This is a genomic window from Neorhizobium sp. T25_27 (assembly GCF_002968565.1).
GTDB lineage: Bacteria > Pseudomonadota > Alphaproteobacteria > Rhizobiales > Rhizobiaceae > Neorhizobium > Neorhizobium tomejilense.
In genome coordinates this window covers 311,928-334,203 of sequence record NZ_PVBJ01000006.1, presented here as the reverse complement: position 1 = coordinate 334,203, position 22,276 = coordinate 311,928, and the positions used below count along the sequence as shown (strand labels likewise).

Below are 22,276 nucleotides of genomic sequence, written 5' to 3'. Positions count from 1 at the left end.
ACACGCAAAGTGGTGCTCCGAAGATCTTATTAGGGAACGGTAAACCAAGAGCCGAATGCTGGGAATAGACCGAAGGATTTATGGAATAGATCGAATCGGCCACGGAATGAGGCCTTCAAGGTCGTTTCCAGGCGAACGGACCATGATCAGGCAGCGTTTCCTCCCCGTTGCGAATGAGTTGCTGCATACATAAGGGTAGTTTTGCGCCGATATGGTATACGTCTTCTTGGTTAGATCATATAGCCCATGTAACTATGCTCACATAGTATTCATCAGGTTGCGCTAGATCGAAATATCACCTTATTTCTTCTGCTCATTCAGGACACAGTGCTCCCATCCCGAAGCACTGGAAGAACGAGCGCTGAAGAATGCTCGTCGGTGCAAAATGTAGTGAGTATGCGAACCACGCACCGCTCATTCCAAGTCTCTCGGGAAACGTAGGGGAGAGGAAAAAAATCAGACATCACGAGAGAAAGACCGGCGAACGGTCGCGTTGACGCGCGCCTTGTCGCCAGAGGTAAATGACTCATTTCAACCGCGACGAGCAAAGACCCCCAAAAAGATGAATGGCGGTCACGCTGTCGCAGTCATTAAGAGGACTGTGTGATGGTAGACAAACGCAGCGTGTTCGACACATTGGTCGACGATCCTGATAGCCAGGAGCAGCAGCAGCAACAGCAGGAACAGCAGCAGCAGCAGCAACAACAGGCTAGCGACCAAACCCAGAGCCAGTCGAGCGATTCGACGAACCTCAACGGCAACGGGAACGGTAATGGCAACCTGAACCTCAACGGTAACGGCAGCCTGAACCTCAATGGCAACGGCAACTTCAACGCAAACGTCAACGAGACCACTGTCACGGTGGATGTCGGTGTCAATCTTGAAGAATACCTGCCGTCGGACGACGACTTTGCAGATATCGATATGACGGACAGTTCCATCGACGGGATGTTCAACATCCGCATCGATGATGTGCTCAATGACTCGCTTAACGGCGAGGGCAATGATGTCGGCAATGTCTTCAGTCAGGTTGCCAACCTCCAGGACAACGACAAGCTCGAAAGCGCCAGCGTCAGCAATAGCGGCTCGTTCGAAATGAATCCTACCGCCGAGGGTGGTTTCGCGATCGCCTCCGAAGGGATCAATGCCGGCGGCGGCGGCGGCGACGGCGGAAGCAACGCGGATGCCGACGGCGGTGACGGCGGTAACGGCGGTACGGCGCTCGGCGGGTTCGCACTTGGTGGCGACGGCCTTGGTGGCTTGGCCGCAAGCGCTGCAATTGGCGGTGACGGCGACGGCGGCGATGCCGACGGCGGCGATGGCGACAGCGACGCCGACAGCGGCGATGCCGACGGCGGCAACGGCACTGGCGGCGATGGCGGGCGTGGCGGCGACGGCCTCGGTCTGGGTCTTGGCCTGGGTCTCGGCCTTGGCGCAGGACTTGCATTTGCCGGTGACGGCGATAGCGGCGGCAGCAACACTGCCGGCGACGGTGGCGACGCTGGCGACTCGGACGGCGGCGACGCCGGCGAAGGCGGTGAAGGCGGCGATTCCGAAGGCGGCGATGCGGGAGCCCTCGTCGGCGGAAGCTTCGGCTTCATCAACCCGATCTTCGTTGAAAACGACGGCGGCGACGGCGAAGACGCCGGCAACGGCGGGGATAGCGAAGGCGGCGACGCCGGCAACTCCGAAGGTGGCAGCGGCGGCGAAGCCTCGGATGCCGGTAATGGCGGCGATGGCGGCGGTGCCCTTGGTGCCGGTCTCGGTGCCGGCTTCGGTGCCGGTCTTGGTGCCGGTTTGGGCGGTGACGGCGCAGCAGGTGGTGGCGGTACCGGTGGTGCAGCTGCAACCGGTGCGGCAACCAGCGGTGATGCTACCGGTGGTGACGCTACATCCGGCTATGGCGAAGGCGGCGGGGCACTCAGTGGCGCATGGGCCGATGGCACCGGCGGCGGAGCCGTCGGCGGATGGGCATTCGGCGGAGCCGGCGCAGCCGGCGGCGCAGGTGGCTGGGCCACCACCGGTGACGGCGCAGCCGGCGGCGATGGCGGTACCTGGGGCTCGAGCAACGGTGACGATGGTTTCGTGACCGGGACGAGTTCAGCTTCGTCCGATGCCGTCATCGAAACTCACGCCTTCAACCAGGAAATCGTGATGGGTGCGAACCTGCAGCAAAACGCGATCGATATGACGATCGTCGGCGGGAACCTTTCCAGCACGGTGGCCGGCGACGACACCGAAGATGGCGTCTAAGCGACACAGCTCCCTGCTTTAGGCAGAGACTTCACGTCGTGGACTGCGCAGACATCCTGCGCAGTCCCTCATTCCGAACGACCTGTGATGTGATGCAGGCATGCCAATACAAAGGCAGCGGTCATGACGACGATGGACACAATCACCGAGGAAATCGCTCATTTCATCGGCCTCTTCCACACGAACGTCGAGGATGCGCGCCTGCGGGATAGTTATCAGGACTTCTCGCTCGACACGCCCGAACAATTCATCCCGACATCAGCGGTGATCCGCTCCAATTTCGAGGCGCCTTACGATCTGCTCGGGTTCGATCCGGGCGTGGTCTACAGGGCGCCTGCCAGTTTCACACCGATCTGGCATCCCCATTTCGTGGGCCGATTCGATCATCCGCCGATTCCCACGATGGAAATCAAGACGTATCACGGCCGGCACGAGATGCCGCAGTACGAGTACCCGTTCTACGCAAGCGGCAAGTCCTTCACCTGGGAGATACAGCCTCCCGGCTCGGTTGCGAATTTCATCGTTCAGGTCGCCTCGCTTTCCGACAACGACAGCTTCGGTGTCGGTGGACATGGCCTGACGTTCAATCCCACGCCGGTTGACAACGGCGAGCTGCTGCAGACGGCCAAGGATGTCCTTGCGGACGCACCTATCGGCGATCTCGAAATGCCCAAGTCCTCGGACGACCTTATCCAGATCATCGAGACCGTCGCCAGCCAGCTGGAGGCCTTTGCGGCCGAAGCCGACGGACCCACGGAGGCTTTCTTCCATCAATCCACCACGATCGAAGGCATTTACGTCAACGGCGTGCTCGTCGATGAGGCACCGAAGTTGGAGGATCATCATTCCTTCAGTGAGGACGAAGATGAAGCAGATGATGCCGCCGACGATGGCGATGAAGCCGATGCCGATGCGGAGGACGATGCTCAGCCATCCAACGTCCACGTCTATGCGGATGGCTCGGTCGAGGTGGAAGCCTCGGTCGAATTGGTCGGCGGCAACAATACCGTCGTCAATGATGCCGTTCTCAAGAATATCTGGACCGGCGCGACGGTAACCGCAGTCGTTGGCAATCACTTCGAGATCAACGCAGTCATCCAGGTGAACGTCATCCAGAATACCGACGCGATCACCTCGGCCATCAGCGGCTGGACGAACGATGGCGCGCCGGATGAAATATTCAATATTGCGACATTCCAGAGGGTCGATCCGCTGGAGAGCGGCAACGCTCCGGCAAATGCCGGCGGCGGCTATCCCGCAAGCTGGGCGGTCACGGAGATCCATGGCGATCTGCTGATCGCCAACTGGCTGGAACAGTACATTTTCATGTCAGACAACGACATCGGTATCCTGTCGTCTTCCGGTGCCACGACCAGGGTCATCGCCGGCGACAATACCAGCGTTAACCAGGTCTCGATCTACGAGCTCAGCCAGGCCTATGATCTGATCCTGATTGGCGGCAATCTGTACGATGCCAATATCATCCATCAGACCAACATATTGTTCGACAACGATGTCGTCGGGGCGGTTACGGGTTTCGGAACGACCGGCGAGGGCACGATATCCAGTGGCGGAAATCTGCTCTGGAACCAGGCTCATATCTACAATATCGGCGGCGCCGACCGCTTTAGCACTCTGCCTTCGGCCTATCTGGATGCGGCCAACGATTTTGCCGCCGGCGGAAGAGATATTTCCCAGGGCATTCTGACCGACCCGGCGTTTGCGGGAACAGGCGGACTGCGCGTTCTTTATATCAGCGGTGACTTGCTGAATATCCAGTATATCAGCCAGACCAACATCGTCGGCGACAGCGACCAGATCGCCTTGGCGCTGAATGCCCTCAATCCTCACGCGGACGCAACGTGGTCGATCTCGACCGGGGGAAATGCGCTCATCAACAACGCGGCGATCGCCGACCTGGATTCTCTCGGCACTACCTATGTGGGCGGCGAGCAATATTCCCAGGAAACGCTTTTTCAATCGGGATTGATTTCGAGCAGTCCGGAATGGGCCGCGCATGATCCCGACGCGCTGGTCAACGAAGCGGTGGCTTTTCTCGACGATTCCATGCTGGAAGCCGATCCGACCGAGCTCGGCTTCGGCGTGCCTGTAGATCCCGACGGCCAGTATCAGGATGACGGACTACAGCATGTGCTCGGATAATGGGGGGAAACATGTCGGATGTCCAAAAAAGGGCCGATCTTGAACAGGCCCACGATCACGATGAAGGTCAGCAACTTGCCGGTGAGGATATCTATGAAAAATTGGAGCGCGCTGTGGACGAATGCCTGAAATTGTCACCCGGTGGCGCAGCCCCTTCAGCAACGATATCCAGACTGGAACCCAGAAACGCATCGCAGAACCCATCCCGGCCGAATGAAAATTTCTCCGGAGCCGATATTCTGCCCATGCCTGCCAATGACAGGATCATCGAACCGGAAATCGAGCCGAAGCCCACGGTGCGCGAAGCGACGGAGGCAAAGGCGCCGGAAGGCATGATCACCATCGATGCCGACACCGGACCCTTGCGGACCGAAACAAAGACCTTCGGAAAATCGCCGTCGACCGGCGGCGGCCGCGGTGGCGATGGAACGTTTCACAAGCGTCTCGCCCCCGTCGACTTCTCGGCCAGCCTGCGCGCAGGCGTCAATGCCGTGCGGCGGAACCTGGCGGTCGTGATGCTCTTCACCATCGCCAGCAATGTCCTGGTGCTGGCGATCCCGATCTACCTGTTCCAGATATCGGACCGGGTGCTGACCAGCCGCTCTCTCGACACCCTGATGATGTTGACGATCGTGATCGTCGGTGCCGTCATCCTGCAGGCTGCCTTCGATGCGCTTCGGCGGTTCATCCTGATGCGGACCGCGGTGGAAATCGCGGCACAGCTCGGGGCACCGATCCTGAGCGCGGCGGCCCGCGCCTCGCTTCAAAGCAATGGACGCGAATATCAGGTGCTCGGCGACCTTCAGCAGGTTCGTTCGTTCCTGGTCTCCAGGACCTTGCTCTCATTCCTCGACGCGCCGATCGCCCCTCTGTTCGTGGTGGCGGTCTTCCTCATCCATCCGCATCTGGGCCTGATCGTAGTCCTGACGGCCCTCATGCTGCTTGTTTTCACTCAGATCAACCAGCGCATGACGGCCGAGCCGTTTGCCGAAGCCAATACGGCGCAGATAAAGGCCAATCTTCATCTGGAATCGATGTCGCGTAATTCGCAGATCATCAATGCGCTCGCCATGATCCCCGAAACGGTACAGATCTGGGGCAAGGATACCGCCACCTCGCTGAAGTCGCAGGTCATTGCCCAGGACCGGAATATCACCATTGCGGCCATATCGAAGGCCTGTCGTCTTCTGACGCAGATCGCGATGCTCGGCTGGGGCGCCTACCTGTCGATCGAAGGGCAGATCACCGGAGGGATGGTGATTGCGGCCTCCATCATAGCGGGTCGCGCGCTGGCGCCGATCGAAGGGGCGATAGAAGGATGGAGCCAATACAGCCAATCCCGCGCGGCCTACGCCCGGATAACGGCGCTGCTGAAATCCTCGCCCTTGAATTTCGACCGCCTGAACCTGCCGAAACCCGAGGGGCGCCTGGATGTCGAACGTCTCCTCTATGTGCCGCAGGGAACCAAGCGCGTCGTGCTCAACGGCGTTTCGTTTGCCCTGCAGCCCGGAGATTCGCTGGCGATCATCGGCAATTCCGGCGCCGGCAAGACCACTCTTGGAAAAATGCTCGTCGGATCGATCCTGCCGACATCGGGCAGCGTCCGCCTGGATCTGATGGACCTGAGGAACTGGGACCAGCGGCAGTTCGGCGAAAACATAGGCTACCTGCCGCAGGACGTGCAGCTCTTTCCGGGCACGATCAAGGCCAATATCGCCCGCATGCGGCAGGACGCGGACGACGAGCAGATTTACCGCGCCGCGATGCTGGCCGATGTTCACGAGATGATTGCCAGCCTGCCCCACGGATACGAAACCGTGGTTGCGGCGGATGGCTCTCCCCTTTCGGGCGGCCAGAAGCAGCGCATCGCGCTCGCCCGGGCGTTCTTCGGCGATCCGAGGATGGTGGTGCTGGACGAGCCGAATTCCAATCTCGACAATGCGGGTGATGCAGCGCTGCTCCATGCACTTCAGCATGCCAAGGAACACAAGATAACCGTCGCGACGATCACGCAACGTCCGGCACTCCTGAGCAACGTCGACAAGGTTCTTCTGCTGGTCAACGGCACTGTCGCGCTGTTCGGGATGCGAGCGGATGTGCTGAAGGCCATCGAGGCCCGCGGCATCGATATCAATACCGGTTCATTCGGCCATCTGTTGCAATAGGGGTTGGGCATGTCTGCTGTTGCCAAGGTACACGATCTCGAATGGTACTCGGAAGTTCCCCGGTCGGTCTGGAAACAGACGGTGACCGGCCTGGCGCTGACGGCCATAGCCTTCGGCGGTTTCGGCACCTGGGCTGCGACGGCTCCGCTTGCGGCGGCCGTCATTGCCCAGGGCAGTTTCGTCGCAACCGGTCGCAACAAGATCGTGCAGCATTTCGAGGGCGGCATCATCAGGGAGCTGCTGGTCAGCGAGGGTGACCAGGTTGTCGAGAACCAGCCGGTGGTCAGGCTTGACGAGACCGCATCGCAGGCCAAGAAACGGGAATTCTTCCTCAGACGCGTCAGGCTGGAGGCGACGGCCGCCCGGCTTACCGCTCAATCCGAGGGCGCCGACTCCATGGCGATTTCGTCATACCTGAACGACTTCAGGGATGACCCGGATGTTTCCGCGATCATCCTCACCCAACAGCTCAACTTCAAGGCCCAGCGCATGAAGCTGGCGACCGAGCTTTCCCTGCTGAAGCAGAATATGAAGGCACTGGAGTTCCGCAGCGAAGGCTATGTCCGGCACCGCGAGGCCATGTCTCGCCAGCTTGCGATGCTCAAGGAGGAATACGATATCAAGCGGGTCCTGTTGACCAAGGGATTGCTGCGGGCAACCGAGGTCAGAGCGCTTCAGCGGGCGATCGCTGATGCCGAAGGGCAGATCGGCCGGCTGGAGGCGGAGGTATCGGAAACCGGGGCCCAGCTCCTGAAGGGGCAGCAGGAGATCATGCGCGCCGAGGAGACATATCGGGAGGAAGCGCTCGACCGCCTGCAATCGATCCAGGGCGAGCGTGATACTTCGCGTGAACAATCCCGCGAAGCCGACGACGTTCTGCGCCGCGCGACGATCCTTGCTCCGGTGTCCGGCACTGTCGTGCGGACATACTACCATACGACCGGCGGCGTTATCGAAAGCGGCAAGGGGATCATGGAGATCCTGCCTGCCGGCGTGCCGCTGATCATCGAGGCAAAGGTGCCTCGCAACGAGATCGACAGCGTCAAAGTCGGCCAGAAAGCCACGGTCCGTCTCATAGCGTTGAACCAGCGCACGACCCCGGTCCTGGAGGGCGAGGTGTTCTATGTCTCGGCGGACGCAATGGAGGATAGCAAGGCGGGGCTCGCAAACCACGACGTCTACGTCGCGCGCATCAATATCTCGTCCGACGAGATCGCCCGGATCAAGGGGTTTACTCCGCAACCCGGCATGCCGGCGGAAATCATGATCCAGACTGCGGTCAGAACGTTCTTCAGTTATCTGGTCAAGCCGATTGTCGACAGCATGTCGAGGGCGTTCACGGAGCGCTGATAAGCCCCATCTGCTCGGGCCTACGCCAGGGGGCTACCTCTTAAGGCGTAGGCTCGCTGCAGTCTTCAACGCGTCCCCGCAGCCATTCGCCTTTACAGGCTTCCAGCCAGCGGTCCGGAAATGGGCGGCGGGCTGGCTTTCCTCGCTTGTTCCCTAAAAGAAACCCTCGCCGATGAAACAGCGAGGGCGTCCGCAAGACGGGAAATACTCGAGGCTGACAGGACGCCTCGGGCAACATAACACCACGAGCGTTGACAAATGTCAGGTTCACCAAAAGGAGAAGGCCCGACCGTTTTTCCCGTTCGAGCCTTCAGCAGTCTGTTTGGCAGAAGTATTATTCCTTTATCTGCAAGAGACATCAACTCAATCAAAAGGATTAGGTTCTCTCATTCGTTGTGGATAGGATGAAATTTAATAATCACAGGTTGTTTTCTGTTTTTACACGCGCGGCTTCGGGCGAAGTACACGAAACTCGACGGCAATTCGTTCGGCATTTGGTTGGCTAAATTAGGCGTTCGAAAATTACACTTGAGGTGTGGCCTGATTGCAATATCGCCGATCTATGATTGTGCTATTTTATAGTGCGGACTTGAGCAGAACGCCTCGGGTTTCGGCGTAGTAGACTGGCCGGTTGCCCTCTAGGCAGCCGGTCAGTTGTTTGATCGATACTTTCATCGCGATGCCTTCGGTGCTGTGCCATGAAAGCGTGATATTCCGGCCCTCGTGAATCACACGGCCGACCGCGTCGACGAAGATCTGACGATCATGTCTGTTGATCTTCCTTCCAAGATCGTAGTTTCGGACACCACCATTCCTGGTGGCTTTCACGCGTTGGCTATAGATGACATCTGCCGTTGGGCTGGCTTCTTCACTCCCAATCGGGCGGAAAGTCCTCCGGCTCTGTGAACCGTACCATCCTCGGCCGGACAGATGCTTAGCCTTATGGCCGAGTTGACGCGGCCGCAGCCGCCAAGAGGCGCTGTCCTAGCCACCTAATTGGGAGTGGGTGCTTATCTACCAGCCCCCGGAAGTTGCTGTTAGGTTCTGTCCGCAGCAAGAGGGCGCGAGATGGACAGGCGGGGCGTGCGTTTTACGGTGGTCGACGCATTGCGCGGCGTGGCAGCGATGGGAGTTGTCCTTTATCATGCCGCTTCGGCCGGCCACGTAAAACGCCTCCTGGAAATTCTCCCTGCCTGGGTTGAGACGGCGTTGTTGAACGGCGGGCTGGGCATTGCGATCTTCTTCGTGCTCAGCGGTTTCGTCATCGCCCATTCACTTTACGATAAACCGATGTCCCTTCCGGAATTCGGGCGTTTCACCCTGAGGCGATCGCTTCGACTGGATCCGGCCTACTGGGCTTCCATCGCGGTGACCATCGCCTTTGCTGCGCTGTCGTCATATCTGGTCTCCGGAAAGCAGATGCCCGACTTCACCGTTGCCCAGATCGTTTCCCACCTCTTCTATCTACAGGACCTGCTGGAGTTTCCCGCAATCAGTGCTGTGTACTGGACGCTCTGTCTCGAAATCCAGTTCTACCTCGTCTACGCGCTGCTGATGAGCATTCGCGGTTCCAGGACGGCTTTGGTCGTTGCAGCGTGCGTCATCAGCCTTTTCTGGCCGCTTGGCTTCGGCCCGGACGTGTGGCCGGGGCTCTTCCTGCCACTTTGGTATGGGTTTCTTCTCGGCGTGATGGCTTATTGGGCATGGCGGGTGCCGAAACTGATGCCGCTTTTCGGAGCCTATGCCGGGATAATCTTTCTAGCCGGCGTTTCCTCGGGAAATGCCTTCGGGGTGGTCTGCTCGGCTGCCGCGTTCGTTCTTTTCGGCTCGGCTATGTCCGGGCGGATCAGTATCGGGCTGAACTGGCGATGGCTGCAGTTCCTGGGGCTGATCTCCTACTCGCTCTACCTGACCCATAACCTGGTCATCGGCGCAGTGTTTCGGGTAGCCGCGATGGTCGGAGCCGTCTCGCCGCTGGAGGTCCTCATTTGGTGGGCCGTGTCGCTGCTCTGCTGCGTTGCCTTTGCCGCTACTTTCTGGCTGCTGATAGAGCGGCCCAGCATGGAGTTGTCGAAGCGTTTCGGCCAGCGCAAGGACCCAGACTTGCCTCCGCAGAACGCCGCTCCTCTCACCGTTCGGCAGCTGCCGCAATGATGTCGCGCCTTGCATCGACGTCGGAAGCGTCTTGGCCGGCTCGGCGATGATGAACGGGTTATCTAGATCAGGGAGACAAAATTCGCGTGGCTCGGCGGACGCCGAAGATTGGCGGAGGACGTCGAGAATCCTTCATCAGCCGGGCGTGGATCGCTCATACGCGCCGCATGACGATACGGCCGGCCGGAGATTGCTATCGCGCAATCCTTACGGAGCCCGATTCTGATTGGAGCTCCCTCCGCATGAGGATTTTCTCTATTGCCAGCCACTTGGGATTGCTGTCGCTCTCATTTTCCAACAGCCCCCAACTGCCCCATTTGCTCGCATCCGTCATCGAAGAATATAGGGCATAGGCATCTCCACCGGATCGCTGCCAGATATTCAGATGGAGGAGGTAGAGTTCACCCATCCGTCTGTCACGGTTTGCCGCTATGAAGAGGTTCGTCAGCCTCTCGTTGTTTTCCGCACCACTATGTCCGACAAGATGTTGTCCGCCTTCATAGGCGTAAAGCTTGACGCCATATTTCCTGGCAACGGAAGCCTGGGTCTCGATCATCTTCCGATTGTCGTTCAATACATCCCGTTCAAGTTCCGTGAACAACTGGGCCAAAGGCCATCTGGAAACCTGTTCGGTTCGCTCAGGCGACCCGAGACTGCCGCCGAAATAGGGCGCGATGGCAAGGACGTCCGCATGCGCCCGCACGCCCTTCCACGATAGTATCGTTTCGCTGGTCCAATCATTTACGGATTGAGCGGCACAAATCCCGACGATCCTCTGCGCCTGTCCGCGAAACACGTCTTTCCAGATGGCAAGAATTTCCGTTGTCCGCTGGGCGTAATAGCGGAGTTGGGCTTCGAACTCGTTGCTCGACAGCCCCAGCGCGAGCCCCTTTTCCTTCGCATACTCCGCTTGGCCGAAGCCGGAATTCCAGACTTCGTTGGAATACTCCACATTCACCGCCAGGTTTCCGTCCAGGGCGTCTTTCACTTGCTGTGCGAACCGGCGGATGTAATCGTCATCGGCCTGGTGAGGCATGTTGAACCAGGGGTCGATTTGTAGCTCGTTACTCAGCTCGATCATGTGCTCGAGCGGCGTTCCGGCATCGGATTTACCGAAGTGGCCCACGCGTGGCCGATCATCCCAGCTGCGGACCGGCGAGTTATTGGTAGCCATCCAGTCCATGAAGCGTAGCGTAGACATGCGCTTCAACCGCTTGAGGAAGGGCTCGCGAAACCGTTGTGTCGGCCTTTTGCCTCGTTCGTAGACACGGATGTTGCGAACCGGATCGGAAGGATCGGTTTCCATCATGATTGTGGTGAAGGCCGCGTCCTTGCGAAGATTACGCACATCATCGCGTCCGGGCAAACGCAACTCCAGTTCGGCGCCGTCCCGATATCCGAGTTTTCCCTTGCCATCATAATAAACCGAGAGATTTACAGGTAGATTTCTCCGTTCACGCGAGAAAATCAGGAAAGTCTCCAGCGTAGAGTTCGCCGGGACGTTCAACGGGTAACCATCCGGTGTCATCGGCGGCAACGGCGTGTCCCATGTGAAGGGCGCGCCTTTGATCTGCACACGCCAGCGCGAGGCGTTGTAGGCCAGGTCGGAGAAAACCTGCTCGGTCGCCCAATAATTCATCGGGCTTAGATTCACGCCCAAACGGCTTGGATAATCCTCTCTGGCCGAGGCTTGCCTAGACGAAAAGCCGTTGAAAGGTTCGCTGGCTGCAAGACCTGCCAGCATTTGAAGAAGCGTTCGGCGGTTCACGGCAGATGTCCTCCGTATTCGCTCGGATATCTATTGCAGTGCTTGTCGCGGAACGTAGCCGTCCACTGCCAATGACGAGATAATACAAGGGGCCCGCGAGCAAGGTGCGCATTAGTCGTATGCCGCCTCCAAAGTTAGTAGATGGAAATCCCTTTTACCGTGTGGCGGCCTGCAACCGAATGAGTAGCATTTCAGCGCAGCGGGATACCTTGCTCAGTAGCAGCGGGTGGCGGGGAAAATACACAATATGCAAGCGCTCCTCAGATCATTGCGGCGAGGCAAGAGACGTTAGATGCCAGAATTCCTGCGCTCTCTTGTCTATGTAATGATAGTCACTGCCCCTGCCCTTTATGTCGGCGGGAAGATAGCGGTGCCGATAATCGGCCTGGCCGAGTTCCGCCTTTGGCGGAATTGCTGGCTGCTGGCGACCGTCATCACCTTTTTATCCCGAAGTTTTTTCGACTTTGCTGTCGCGCTGGCTTTCGTGAGCTTTTATGTTCACCGATACTCCAAGCAGCCGGCGTTTTTCTATATAGTCCTAATGTTCGTTGCACCCTGCGTGCCTATCCCCGCCGGCATACCCGGCATCTTCAACAAGATCATTGAGCTCGACCCTCCTCGTTGGCTGGCGATTACAATTCTCCTGCCGGTTGCGGTCAGGTTATTGAGGGACCGAGGCACTCGGGAATTTCGGGGCTTGGATGTTCTTGTGATTGCCTTCCTGGCGTATACATCGCTGCTTTCCGTAAGGCTGGGAGATTTCAATGCCATTCTTCGGGTCCTTGCCGGCAATTTTCTCGATATCTGCCTTCCTTACTTTGTCTTCAGCCGCGTGATTCGCTCCAGTCTTGATATGAACAAGGCGCTCCTCGCCTTCGTAGTCGGCGTGCTGCCCCTGAGCGCCATCGGGGTCCTGGAGATATCGAAAAGCTGGCGGGTCTATTATGTCGTCGTGCAGGAATGGGACGTGTTTCTCATAACCGCCTATCTATTTCGAGACGGGCTCTTGCGCGCTTCGACCACATCTATCGAAGCGATCGCATTCGGCTTCGTCTGCATGACCGGGGCTGGTTGTCTGCTGGCTCTCCGAAGCCCAGTTCCACTGGGTGCCTGGCGTTATGCGGCGCTAGGCATACTGGTGCTCGGGCTGCTTTCGAGCGTGTCACGAGGCCCCTGGCTGGGTTTTGCATTCTGTATCTTGTTCTTGACCATCACCAGCCCGAAGAGGTCTTTCAGGCTTGCCCTTGCGGGTTTGCCCGGGGTGGTTGCCTTGCTGTTCCTGCATCCGCCATTTCTTGACCGTTTCATAAACTTGCTTCCGTTTGTCGGGTCGGCAGACAAGGGCAGCGAAACCTACAGATCCAGCCTTTTCGAAAATTCCTTGATAGTCATCCAGCGTTATCCGCTGTTTGGTTCGGATTCATTCCTGAAGGAACCAGAGATGCAGACCATGATACAAGGGCAGGGTATTATCGATATAGTGAATACTTATCTGCAGGTTGCACTATATTACGGCTTAATCGGTCTGTTTCTATTCGTATTATATTTCGTCTTTATTTCGTCGGCGCTGGCTCGAAAATCGTTCGGGGAGAACTCGGATTCGTTGAGCTACAAAGTAGTTCTGGGTATCCTGGTCGCGATGCTCCTGGTGATTATCACAACCAGCAGCGTCTCTGTCATACCCTATATATATTGGACTTTTTCGGCCATGTGCGCCGCCGTTCTCGCTCCGAACTTCGCCGGTCACCGGGAAAATCTTCCGCTGCAGGTCACGAGACGTCTGAAGGTCCTTGGCTTGAACCCGTTGGCCCGCCAAGGCTCTCCGGACGATGGCAGAGAGAAGATGCGAGTGTTGGGCATGCACTGAAGGGACGCATGCCGCCAACCTTCGGCACATATTGATTTGAACTATTTATACTCGATGATCCGCTGTCGACGATTGATCAGCCGGTTCAGGTAGAACTGCGCGACGCCCTGCATTTCCGGGAATTTGCCCAGGACGTCGAAAGTTGCGAAAAGCAGAGTCTTCCCGAACGCCGGTCGCGTACGCCGAGCGAGGCGCCATAGCTGAAGCGGATAGAGCAGCAGAAGCGCCAGGGCGGCGGGATGAAAAGCCGCGCCCGCGATTGCGACCAGCGGCAGCAAGCCGCCCCAGAAAACTGCGCGGCGGAGATTTCTCGTCCATATCCGGAATGGCGATGTCCGATGGAGATGAGACACCTGAGCATAGGCATGCCCGCAGCGCACGCTTCTCCGCCACCATTGGCTCAGGCGGCTTATATCCGCATCGTGGCGTGTCATTTCGGAAGGGAGGCGCCAGATCTTCCAGCCTCTCTCACGCAGGCGGACGCAAAGTTCCGGCTCCTCTCCCGCGATCAGCCCCGCAGCGTAACCTCCGAGATCTCTGAGGGCGGAGGCTCTGATGAGGATATCGCCGCCGCATGCCTGAACTTCGCCCGGCGCCCCGTCCCATTCGCGGTCGCACATGGCATTGAAGATGGTGCGTTCCGGATATCGTTCGCGCCGTCGTCCGAAGACCAGCGCGACATCCTTGCGCATGACCAGAAAGGTCGTGGCCGTCGCTATCCATCCGGTGTCGAGTTCGCAGTCCCCATCCAGGAACTGCACAAAAGCGGTTTCGGGCCAACGCCGCATGACGGCGTCGAAACCGGCATTGCGCGCGCGCGCCGCGGTGAAGGGAATTGTCATATCCAGCGGCACTACCTCCGCGCAGAGGCCGGCCGCCGCTTCGACGCTTCCGTCGGACGAGGCAGAATCCACGTAGACCGTGCGGTCGCGATGGGTTTTGAGCGAACTGAGGCAGTCAATGAGACGCTGTCCTTCGTTGCGTCCGATCACCACGATGCCGACATCGGCGCCGATCCCGGTATAGCCGCGGTGCCTTAGGATATCTGCGTCCATGTGTGCTTGTTCCCGGCCGTTGGTTTGGCGGTCGTCGCCAGTCGCGATCTCGGCCTGCCAACCTGGTAAGCCTATATTCCATTTGTAGAATTTGCGGTCGCGGCTGTAAATTTACCTCTTTGGTGGAAGCCGATGCCGCGGCCCTAAGCTCTTTGTCCCACTGAGCCTCCGAAGCCCTTTTTGCTATACCGGTTCCAAGGGGAATTGCCGACGATCGGCAAAGATGAAGGGATGTTCGTGGAATGCGGATTGCGTATTTCACCAACCAGTATCCGGCGCCGAGCCATACGTTCATACGGCGCGAAATCGTAGCGCTGGAGGCGAGGGGGCATCGGGTCCAACGATATGCGGTGCGTCCCTTTCGTGGCGTGCTGAAGGATTCCGACGACATCGCAGAAGCTCGACGTACCAGGCACATCCTGCGCACCCCGATGATGCGGGCCATGGCGAGCGTCGCCCGCCAACTGCTTTCCCGCCCCGGGAATTCGTTGAAAGCACTGGGAACTGCGTTCCGGTTTGCGAGGACGTCCGGCGGACATTACCCGCACCACCTCGTATATTTTCTCGAAGCGATGATCCTGGCCGATTGGTGCCGCAGGGACGAAATCGATCACCTGCATGTGCATTTCGGCACCAATCCCGCGACGGTTGCGACACTGGCGCATCAGATCGGCGGCATGAAGTTCAGTTTTACAGTGCACGGGCCGGAGGAATTCGATCGGCCCGAAACGCTGGGGCTCGGCGACAAGATCAGGGCTTCGTCATTTGTCGTCGCCGTCAGCTCCTATGGACGCAGCCAATTGCTGCGCTGGGCCGACCTTGGAGATTGGCGGAAGATCGAAGTCGTTCATTGCGGCATCGACCAGCGCTATCTGAGCGACGATGTGGACGTGCATGGCACCAGCCAACGTCTTGTCTGCATTGCCCGGCTGTCTGAACAGAAAGGCCATCTCCTTCTGTTGCAGGCGGCGGCAAACCTGCGGGCCGAGGGGATGTGCTTCCAACTCGTCCTTGTCGGCGACGGCCCGCTGCGGGCTGAAATCGGACACGAAATCGAACGGCTCGGCCTCGGCGATACGGTCGTGCTGACAGGCACGATCTCGCAGGACGATGTGCGCAGCGAAATCCTTCGGGCGAAGGCTCTGGTCCTGCCGAGTTTCGCGGAGGGCCTTCCCGTCGTGCTGATGGAAAGCATGGCTCTGAAGCGCCCGGTGATCTCGACCTATATCGCCGGCATCCCCGAGCTCGTTCAGCCGGACAACGGCTGGCTGGTTCCCGCCGGTGATCTGGAGGCGCTGACCGGCGCAATGCGGCAGGCGCTGTTCGCAAGCGATGTCGAGTTGTTTCGCAAAGGCGAGGCCGGGCGGCGCCGGACGCTCGAACGGCATGACATCAACAGATCGGCGGCGGCGCTGGAAATACTGATGGCCCGACCGGCAGTTGTTTAAACCGATCGGTATTTGCGAAGGCGGTCAGATCCTGCGAAATGGCCCTGAATGACGGATGAAATCCTGCAGCAGATGCGGCGGTCCGCTTGAGGGCTTGCCTTCAGCGAGAAGGCGGATGCGCCAGGCGATGTGTCCGCAAAGCCAGGCAAGGTCGGAAAGGACCGAGAATACGGCTCCGTGATGCTTGAGATGGTAGCGCCGCCGGGACTCGAACCAGTAGGACGGCCGCCTGGACGGCTTGACGTGTCGCGTCACGCCCGTCGACTGGCCGACCAGGTGGATGACGCGGCTTTGCGGCACGTGCCAGCAGGACCATCCGGCGCGCGCTGCCCGGATACAGAAGTCGACCTCCTCGTAATAGAGGAAATACCCTTCGTCGAGCATGCCGATCTGGTCAAGGACCTCTGTCCTGATCATCAGGCTGGCCCCGGAAACCCAGTCGATCCGGCTTGGCTCCTTCGGCATGTCGGGGACGATACGCCAGCGCCCGAGCAGGCGGGTGACCGGGCCGAGCCTGGCCTCGCTTTCGAATTCATTGGCAATCGACGGAAAGCGGAAAGCGCAGGCCTGGCCCCGCCCGTCCGGATGTTCCAGACGGCTGCCGGCAATGCCGGCATCAGGCTTGCTGTCCATGAATTCCACCAGGCGGGTAATGCTGCCGGGGCGGGCGATGGTATCGGGATTGAGGAGCAGGACATAGTCCGGCCGGCCGAAGTTCGCGGTGGCATACTCGATGCCTCGGTTGTTGCCGTAGGCAAAGCCGCCATTCGTCTCGAGCGGGAGACATACGGCATTCGTCCAGCCGTTCTCCTCTATGGCGGCCGCAATGAGTTCGGCCGAACGATCGCCGGAGCCACCCTCGACGGCAACGATCCGTGTCCCATCCGGAACCGTGCCCGGCACGCTCAAGGAGGCAAGGCAGTCGATGGTCAGATCGGCGGTCCGGTAGTTGACGATGACGACGACCAGTTTCAGCCGGGCGTCGTCTTGCCGGCTATGTTCGACATCCATCAAAGGCCGTGCCTCTTCGTCTTGTTCAGGACCACCTGCATGCTTTTTTCGGAGCCGAGATAGCTCCGGCAGATTTCCAGTTCCGGAAGCCTTGACTTACCGATGGCAAGCACGATCACGGCGGTGTCCGACATATCCACGAAGGGGATCACCTCGTCCGAACTCAGCATCGGCGGCAGATCGAAGAGAACGATCGTCGGCTTCAGCATCTGTCGCGCAAATTCCACCTGCGCCGTCATGCGTGCCAGGTCCGCCGGCAGGGGAATTCTGCCGGGCCCCCAGGCGGTGCGCAGCAGATGGCAATGAAGGCCTCGTATATCCAGCGTCGTCAACCACCCGCGGATAGGGTCCTCCAATGGCGGACGAGGCGGCAGTCCGAGTACGTTGCCGACTGCGGGATCCCGGAGGTTTGCGTCCACCAGCAGAACACTGGATCCGGGTACGCGGGCAAAGCTGAGCGCCAGATTGATGACGGTTACGGTGGTGCCGCAGCCGGTCGTCGGGGCGGTGACCGAGATCACCCGTGTGTCCTGGTCCTTGTGTTCGTTCAGCAGCTGGTTTCGCAGGACGTCATAGGCGTGTGCCATCGAACTGTCGCTGTCAAAGGCGATGATGCGATTTGCATACAGGAAGGTGGGAGAGACCGGCGAGAGGTCAGGCGGCGGACATTCTTCATAGGAATGGATTCCATTGACCGAGCCGTTGAGATAGCCGGCATTCAGCTCGGCGAGACCGGTGTTGTCCAGTCTTTCCGCCATTCTTCCTCGAGCTGAGATATTCTTGATGATTTCCATAAAATTCCCTGCCCTGTCCCATCTGTGCGATTTTTCAACTAAAGGCGGTCCGGCCGGATTGGTGTGATGTTATCCTCCCGCGATCGGACTTGGGTTGGTGAATGCGGAATTCCGGAACGCCTTGGCTATCCGTCGCTTCGGCTTCCAATGTGGAACGACCACCAGCGTTTCTCCCGCCAGAGCGTCGTTGAGATCAAACGTGCCGCGAACGGTTCGGTCAAACAGATGCCCGGCGTAAATTCCTGCAGCCGCCGCCATCGCCGCTGCGGCGCAAACCGCGCCGGCCAAATAAAGCCGCCGCGGTCCTGAAGCAATTTTAGCAACTTCCGGCTGCTCGATCACCTCGATCTGCTGGGCGGCATCGCCTTCCTCCAGGCGCTCGCCGAGACGTGCGGCATCGAGTTTGGCCTGCATGTCGTCCATGTTTCGCTGCAGCGAGACTTTCTCGGCTTCGTTCGCTTCGATCTGCGCTCCAACTTCGGGAGCGTGAGAGATGATCTCCCGCAGCCGGGCGATGCGGTCCACGAGGGAGGTCCTTTGTGCGAGGTTCTGTTGCTGGCGTGGCTTTGCCATCGCGATGCGTTCAGCAATCAGCATGAGTTCGGGCGAAAGCGTCTTGATCTGTTCCGGCGTCGGCATGGCCGCCGATCCATCGCGCGGTGCGGCGGGTGCAACCTGAGCCCGCATCTCCTCGAGACGCTGCTTCATGGCACGGATTTGTGGATGGGTGTCCGAATAAATGACGGACTTCACTGCGAAATCACGCTCAAGATCGAGGAGCTGTATATGAAAACGCGTGGTCTCTGTCGTCCGCCCGACGCCCATGCGCAGCTGCGCCTCGTAGATTCCGATCTCCTCATTTAGCGCAATGGCCGCGCGATCGAGCGTCGCGAGTTCAACTTCCTTGGCCTGAAGCTCGATCAGCAGGGTGGGGATCCTGGTGGGATGGGACTCTTTGTTTTCTTCGAGATATCTGGTCCAGGCGCCTTCCCTCTCGCGGAGACGTTGCGTGACGTTATTGACTTCCTGCGTCAGGAACTTGGTCGCTTCCGAGGCACGCGCCGTGCGGATGCGCCGGTTTTCTTCAATGACCTGCGACACGAGGTCCGCCACCATATTCGCGGAAACCTCAGGATCGTCATATTTAAAACCGATCCTGACGGAGGCATTGCTTGCGGTGCGGTCGGCTCCGTCTGTCACCGATGTCAGGAGAGTGATGTTGTTGCGTATCACGCCCGCGAAATTGTTCTTGGCCAGGCCCTCCCGCAGATTTGGATAAAGACCATGCTTGTCGGCCAGCGCCAGCAGGCTGTTGCGTGACATTACCCGTTGCTCGATGAATAGCAGGCGGTCGTTCGATACGGTCGGCGATACGAGCGTTGTCGGTATCTGCTGGAATTCCATCAGCAGCAGCGCGTCGGAGTAATAGCTCCGAGGCATGGCGTAAATGAAGTAGGCTCCGACCATAAGGGTAACCAGAGCGGGCACGATGGCATAGAAAGGTTTAGCGAGCGCGATCTCGATAAAATAGAGAATATTGCGTCCTAGTTCATTGATCATGCTGTCGCCTCATTGCTTCGCGTACGAAATACGTTGGTCATCACGAAGTCTCCCTTATCGAGCCGCTCTCGGCGTTAACCCGGACGTACGGCTTCCGACCTGGGCCACTGGCTGTACCGCTCCCGCATCCCGGTTGTTCGCGGGATCGCTGTAGGCCACGCGCAGCAGGTCGCCGGGCAGGATCGGGGTCATCTCGGTTGCAGCGAACTCCCTTGTTTCACCGTTGACGGTCCGCACGATCTGATAACCGAGCATCCGGCGCTCTCTTTGCTGGTTCGAGGCGGCGTTCTCGCCATAGATCGTCATGATCCGCGTGCTGTCGGCAAGCCGCGCCGCGGCCTCCTCCTGTTCGCGCTGGGCTGCATTGAGTTCGACCAGCAATTGGGTCCGTTGCGCCTGGCGTGCGCTGTCATAACGGGCGAGCTCCGCCATTTTCGCCCGCTCGGCGACTGCGATTTCAGAGGTCAATCGGCTGACCTGTCCCTCGAGTTCAGCGACCGTGCCTTCCTGGACCATCTGCTGGGAACCTTCGGTCACGCCCTTGGCGACGAGCCCGTTGATGCTCTGGAGGCGACGCCTTGCCAGGTCTATCCGTTTCGTCAGGGTATCGGCCTGCTCCTGCATCGCGAGGCTGTTTCGCTCCGAGAGCTGGTTGGCCTGGGCCTGGGCTTTTTCCTCCATGGCGAGCGTTTCCATCCGGGCATTCAGGAGCGATTGTTCCTGGGCAAGGGCCGGATCGGCGGCGAGGGCTTCGGCCGTGCCGATGGATTTTTCTCCGCGCATTTCCGCTTCCAGGCGGGTGATGCGTGCCCGCAGTTCCTGCAGGCGTTTTTGGGAGTGCTCGACTTCGCGTTTTACCACAACCGACCGGTCCTGGTCGGCCGCCAGCAGGGGCGTGCGATACACGCCGCCGGCGACGCTGATACCGTGAAGGACGGTCATGTTGGCCCGATACGCATATTCGCCGGGGTTGTCGACTTCGCCGAGGACATAGATCAGCTGCGGGTTCTGGGAATTGGGACGCAGCATGATCGTGAGATTGGGGCTGTCCTTGAAATAGGTCTTCAGCCGCCCGAGAAGTTGCGCTTCCAGTTCCGAAAGGGAAAGGCCCGCGCTCTGAATATGGCCCGCGAGCGGGAACGACAGCCACCCGTCCGGAGCAATGACGACTTCGCGGGTAAGCTCAGGCTCCTGAGCAATCCATACCTGCAGCGTATCTCCCGGCTGCAGGCGATAGGTCGTCTGAGCTGAAACGTCCCCAAATGTCAGGCAGAGCAAAAGCCCCGCGAGACTCGTTATCCCACGCATACAGACCCCCAATGATCGGTAACCCCTTCCCGTCCAACTGGGACAAGACGGTTTATACTAGGGCGGCCGTCGACACCTGCAAACAGAGCACAAAGAGGTAAGCTTCCGGTCCCGAATCCTCCATCTAACGGATGAGCCTGAAAGTACTAATCGACTTTAAGATGAGCGGATCGCGCACGGAGCCGCTTGCGAAACGACCGGCCGACCTTACCCATATCTCCTGGGGGCAAAGGTGGTTCAGCCGGGCGGTGCGGCCATGCCTGCGCGGTCAACGGCCGTGGTGCTTAACAAACGTCGGAGACCATTCCAGATGTGTTTTTCGAGGATTTTGACGGCCGCTTTCGCGACATCCACGGTCGGTGCGCTCGCACTTGGCGTGGCCATGTTGAAGCCTGATCCAGTTGGCGCCGAGCGTGATCTCGACGCTCCACCCCAGGCCTTTTCGGCCGGCAACCGCGACCATATCCTGCTGTCCGGGCACAGCCTGACTGACCAACCCTATCCCGATCATTTGGAGGGGATCGCCCGGCAGGAAGGGATTGCCGTGTCCTGGAGGTTGGAGAACGTGACCGGTTCTTCAATCCAGCAACGAACCGCCGGGCTCGTCCGACTGACCGACGAGCCCTACGACGTTCTCATCATCACGGAACAACATCGTGTTCTGGATGCGTTGATGTGGAGCGAAACTGTTCGTTACCTCCATGGCTACCACCATGCGTTCGCCACGGCAAATCCAGCTGGGATCACGTATTTCTACACCCCCTGGATAAGCCTTTCGTCTTTGGCGGATCCCCATCCGTGGATCGAATATGAGAGGCTGGCTCTGCCCGTCTGGCGATGCGTCGTAAACCGGGTAAACGATAAGATCGGGGCGGCTGGCCGAAAGAACCATATTCGCTTCATTCCAACATCGCTTGCGCTTGCCGAGCTCGTCGCGCGCCTGGCGTCCGATCCAGCCTTTGGCGGATTCGAGGAATGGAATGCGGCGGACCGCTTGAAGGCAATCTTCTCCGATGAGGTTCATCTGACGGAACTTGGCTCCTACTACATGGCTGCCGTAAGCTTCGCGGCGATCTACGGAGTGGATATCCGTCAGCAAAGGCCGCCCGCCTTGCTGGATGCCCGGCAAGCCGACGCGCTGAGGCTGTTTGCTACCGACTTCATGCAACGCTATCGGGCAATCAAGATGAATGAAGCGCGTGATTGCAAGGCGCCGGTCTCGCTCGCCTTCGCGTCCCACTACGCGAACTATGTGGCGCGCGCCTACCCTCGTGAGGGCAGCTATCTGACTACGCAGTTGCTACGCATCCGGAATATTGTTCGTTTTACCTGGCGCTTCAGGAAAGGCCTGGAGTGAAACGGCTAAGGTCGATTGCCCTC

General features: G+C 59.1%; 14 protein-coding genes. 8 read left to right on the top strand and 6 right to left on the bottom strand.

The features are described 5' to 3' along the window. Window positions 1-606 precede the first annotated feature (606 nt). The 5 genes from C5J24_RS19040 (at window position 607) to C5J24_RS19015 (ending at window position 10,085) form a co-directional block, all read left to right on the top strand. Window positions 607-2,253 (top strand): hypothetical protein, encoded by a 1,647-nt coding sequence (locus C5J24_RS19040; RefSeq protein ID WP_105420043.1) that lies wholly within the window; start codon window positions 607-609, stop codon window positions 2,251-2,253. Between the two features lie 123 nt (window positions 2,254-2,376). After that, window positions 2,377-4,416: a hypothetical protein gene (locus C5J24_RS19035; protein ID WP_105420041.1), complete on the top strand. Its 2,040-nt coding sequence runs from the start codon at window positions 2,377-2,379 to the stop codon at window positions 4,414-4,416. Window positions 4,417-4,427: 11 nt separating this feature from the next. Continuing rightward, window positions 4,428-6,581: a type I secretion system permease/ATPase gene (locus C5J24_RS19030; RefSeq protein ID WP_105420039.1), complete on the top strand. Its 2,154-nt coding sequence runs from the start codon at window positions 4,428-4,430 to the stop codon at window positions 6,579-6,581. A gap of 9 nt (window positions 6,582-6,590) precedes the next feature. Next, window positions 6,591-7,931, top strand: coding sequence for an HlyD family type I secretion periplasmic adaptor subunit (locus C5J24_RS19025; protein ID WP_105420037.1), 1,341 nt, complete (start codon window positions 6,591-6,593; stop codon window positions 7,929-7,931). Window positions 7,932-8,999: 1,068 nt separating this feature from the next. Continuing rightward, the gene (locus C5J24_RS19015) at window positions 9,000-10,085 is read left to right on the top strand and encodes an acyltransferase (protein WP_105420033.1); all 1,086 of its coding nucleotides are present in this window, start codon (window positions 9,000-9,002) and stop codon (window positions 10,083-10,085) included. Window positions 10,086-10,278: 193 nt separating this feature from the next. On the opposite strand, the gene C5J24_RS19010 is transcribed toward C5J24_RS19015, so the two are convergent. Further along, window positions 10,279-11,853 (bottom strand): hypothetical protein, encoded by a 1,575-nt coding sequence (locus C5J24_RS19010; protein ID WP_245446706.1) that lies wholly within the window; start codon window positions 11,851-11,853, stop codon window positions 10,279-10,281. Between the two features lie 292 nt (window positions 11,854-12,145). Between C5J24_RS19010 and C5J24_RS19005 the strand changes: the two genes are divergently transcribed. Then, window positions 12,146-13,720, top strand: coding sequence for an O-antigen ligase (locus C5J24_RS19005; RefSeq protein WP_105420029.1), 1,575 nt, complete (start codon window positions 12,146-12,148; stop codon window positions 13,718-13,720). Window positions 13,721-13,761: 41 nt separating this feature from the next. Here C5J24_RS19005 and C5J24_RS19000 read toward each other — a convergent pair whose 3' ends face one another. Further along, the gene (locus C5J24_RS19000; protein WP_205836960.1) at window positions 13,762-14,775 is read right to left on the bottom strand and encodes a glycosyltransferase family 2 protein; all 1,014 of its coding nucleotides are present in this window, start codon (window positions 14,773-14,775) and stop codon (window positions 13,762-13,764) included. Between the two features lie 242 nt (window positions 14,776-15,017). Here C5J24_RS19000 and C5J24_RS18995 point away from each other — a divergent pair, with 242 nt between their 5' ends. Next, a complete protein-coding gene (locus C5J24_RS18995) occupies window positions 15,018-16,223 on the top strand; it encodes a glycosyltransferase (protein WP_105420027.1) in 1,206 nt (401 codons plus the stop codon). 24 nt (window positions 16,224-16,247) lie between these two features. Here the strand turns inward: C5J24_RS18995 and C5J24_RS18990 are convergent, their stop codons facing one another. The 4 genes from C5J24_RS18990 to C5J24_RS18975 form a co-directional block, all read right to left on the bottom strand. Then, window positions 16,248-17,234 carry a glycosyltransferase family 2 protein gene (locus tag C5J24_RS18990; RefSeq protein ID WP_105420025.1) on the bottom strand — a complete coding sequence of 329 codons (987 nt, stop codon included), beginning with the start codon at window positions 17,232-17,234 and terminating at the stop codon, window positions 16,248-16,250. Then, a complete protein-coding gene (locus tag C5J24_RS18985; RefSeq protein ID WP_105420023.1) occupies window positions 17,234-17,992 on the bottom strand; it encodes a hypothetical protein in 759 nt (252 codons plus the stop codon). The genes C5J24_RS18990 and C5J24_RS18985 overlap by 1 nt, the downstream gene beginning before the upstream one ends. Before the next feature lie 105 nt (window positions 17,993-18,097). Next, on the bottom strand, window positions 18,098-19,588 hold the full coding sequence (locus C5J24_RS18980) for a hypothetical protein (protein WP_105420021.1): 1,491 nt from the start codon (window positions 19,586-19,588) through the stop codon (window positions 18,098-18,100). A 54-nt stretch (window positions 19,589-19,642) separates the two neighbouring features. Then, window positions 19,643-20,896: a polysaccharide biosynthesis/export family protein gene (locus C5J24_RS18975; protein ID WP_105420019.1), complete on the bottom strand. Its 1,254-nt coding sequence runs from the start codon at window positions 20,894-20,896 to the stop codon at window positions 19,643-19,645. A 310-nt stretch (window positions 20,897-21,206) separates the two neighbouring features. Here C5J24_RS18975 and C5J24_RS18970 point away from each other — a divergent pair, with 310 nt between their 5' ends. After that, a complete protein-coding gene (locus tag C5J24_RS18970) occupies window positions 21,207-22,253 on the top strand; it encodes a hypothetical protein (protein WP_105420017.1) in 1,047 nt (348 codons plus the stop codon). Window positions 22,254-22,276: the final 23 nt, after the last annotated feature.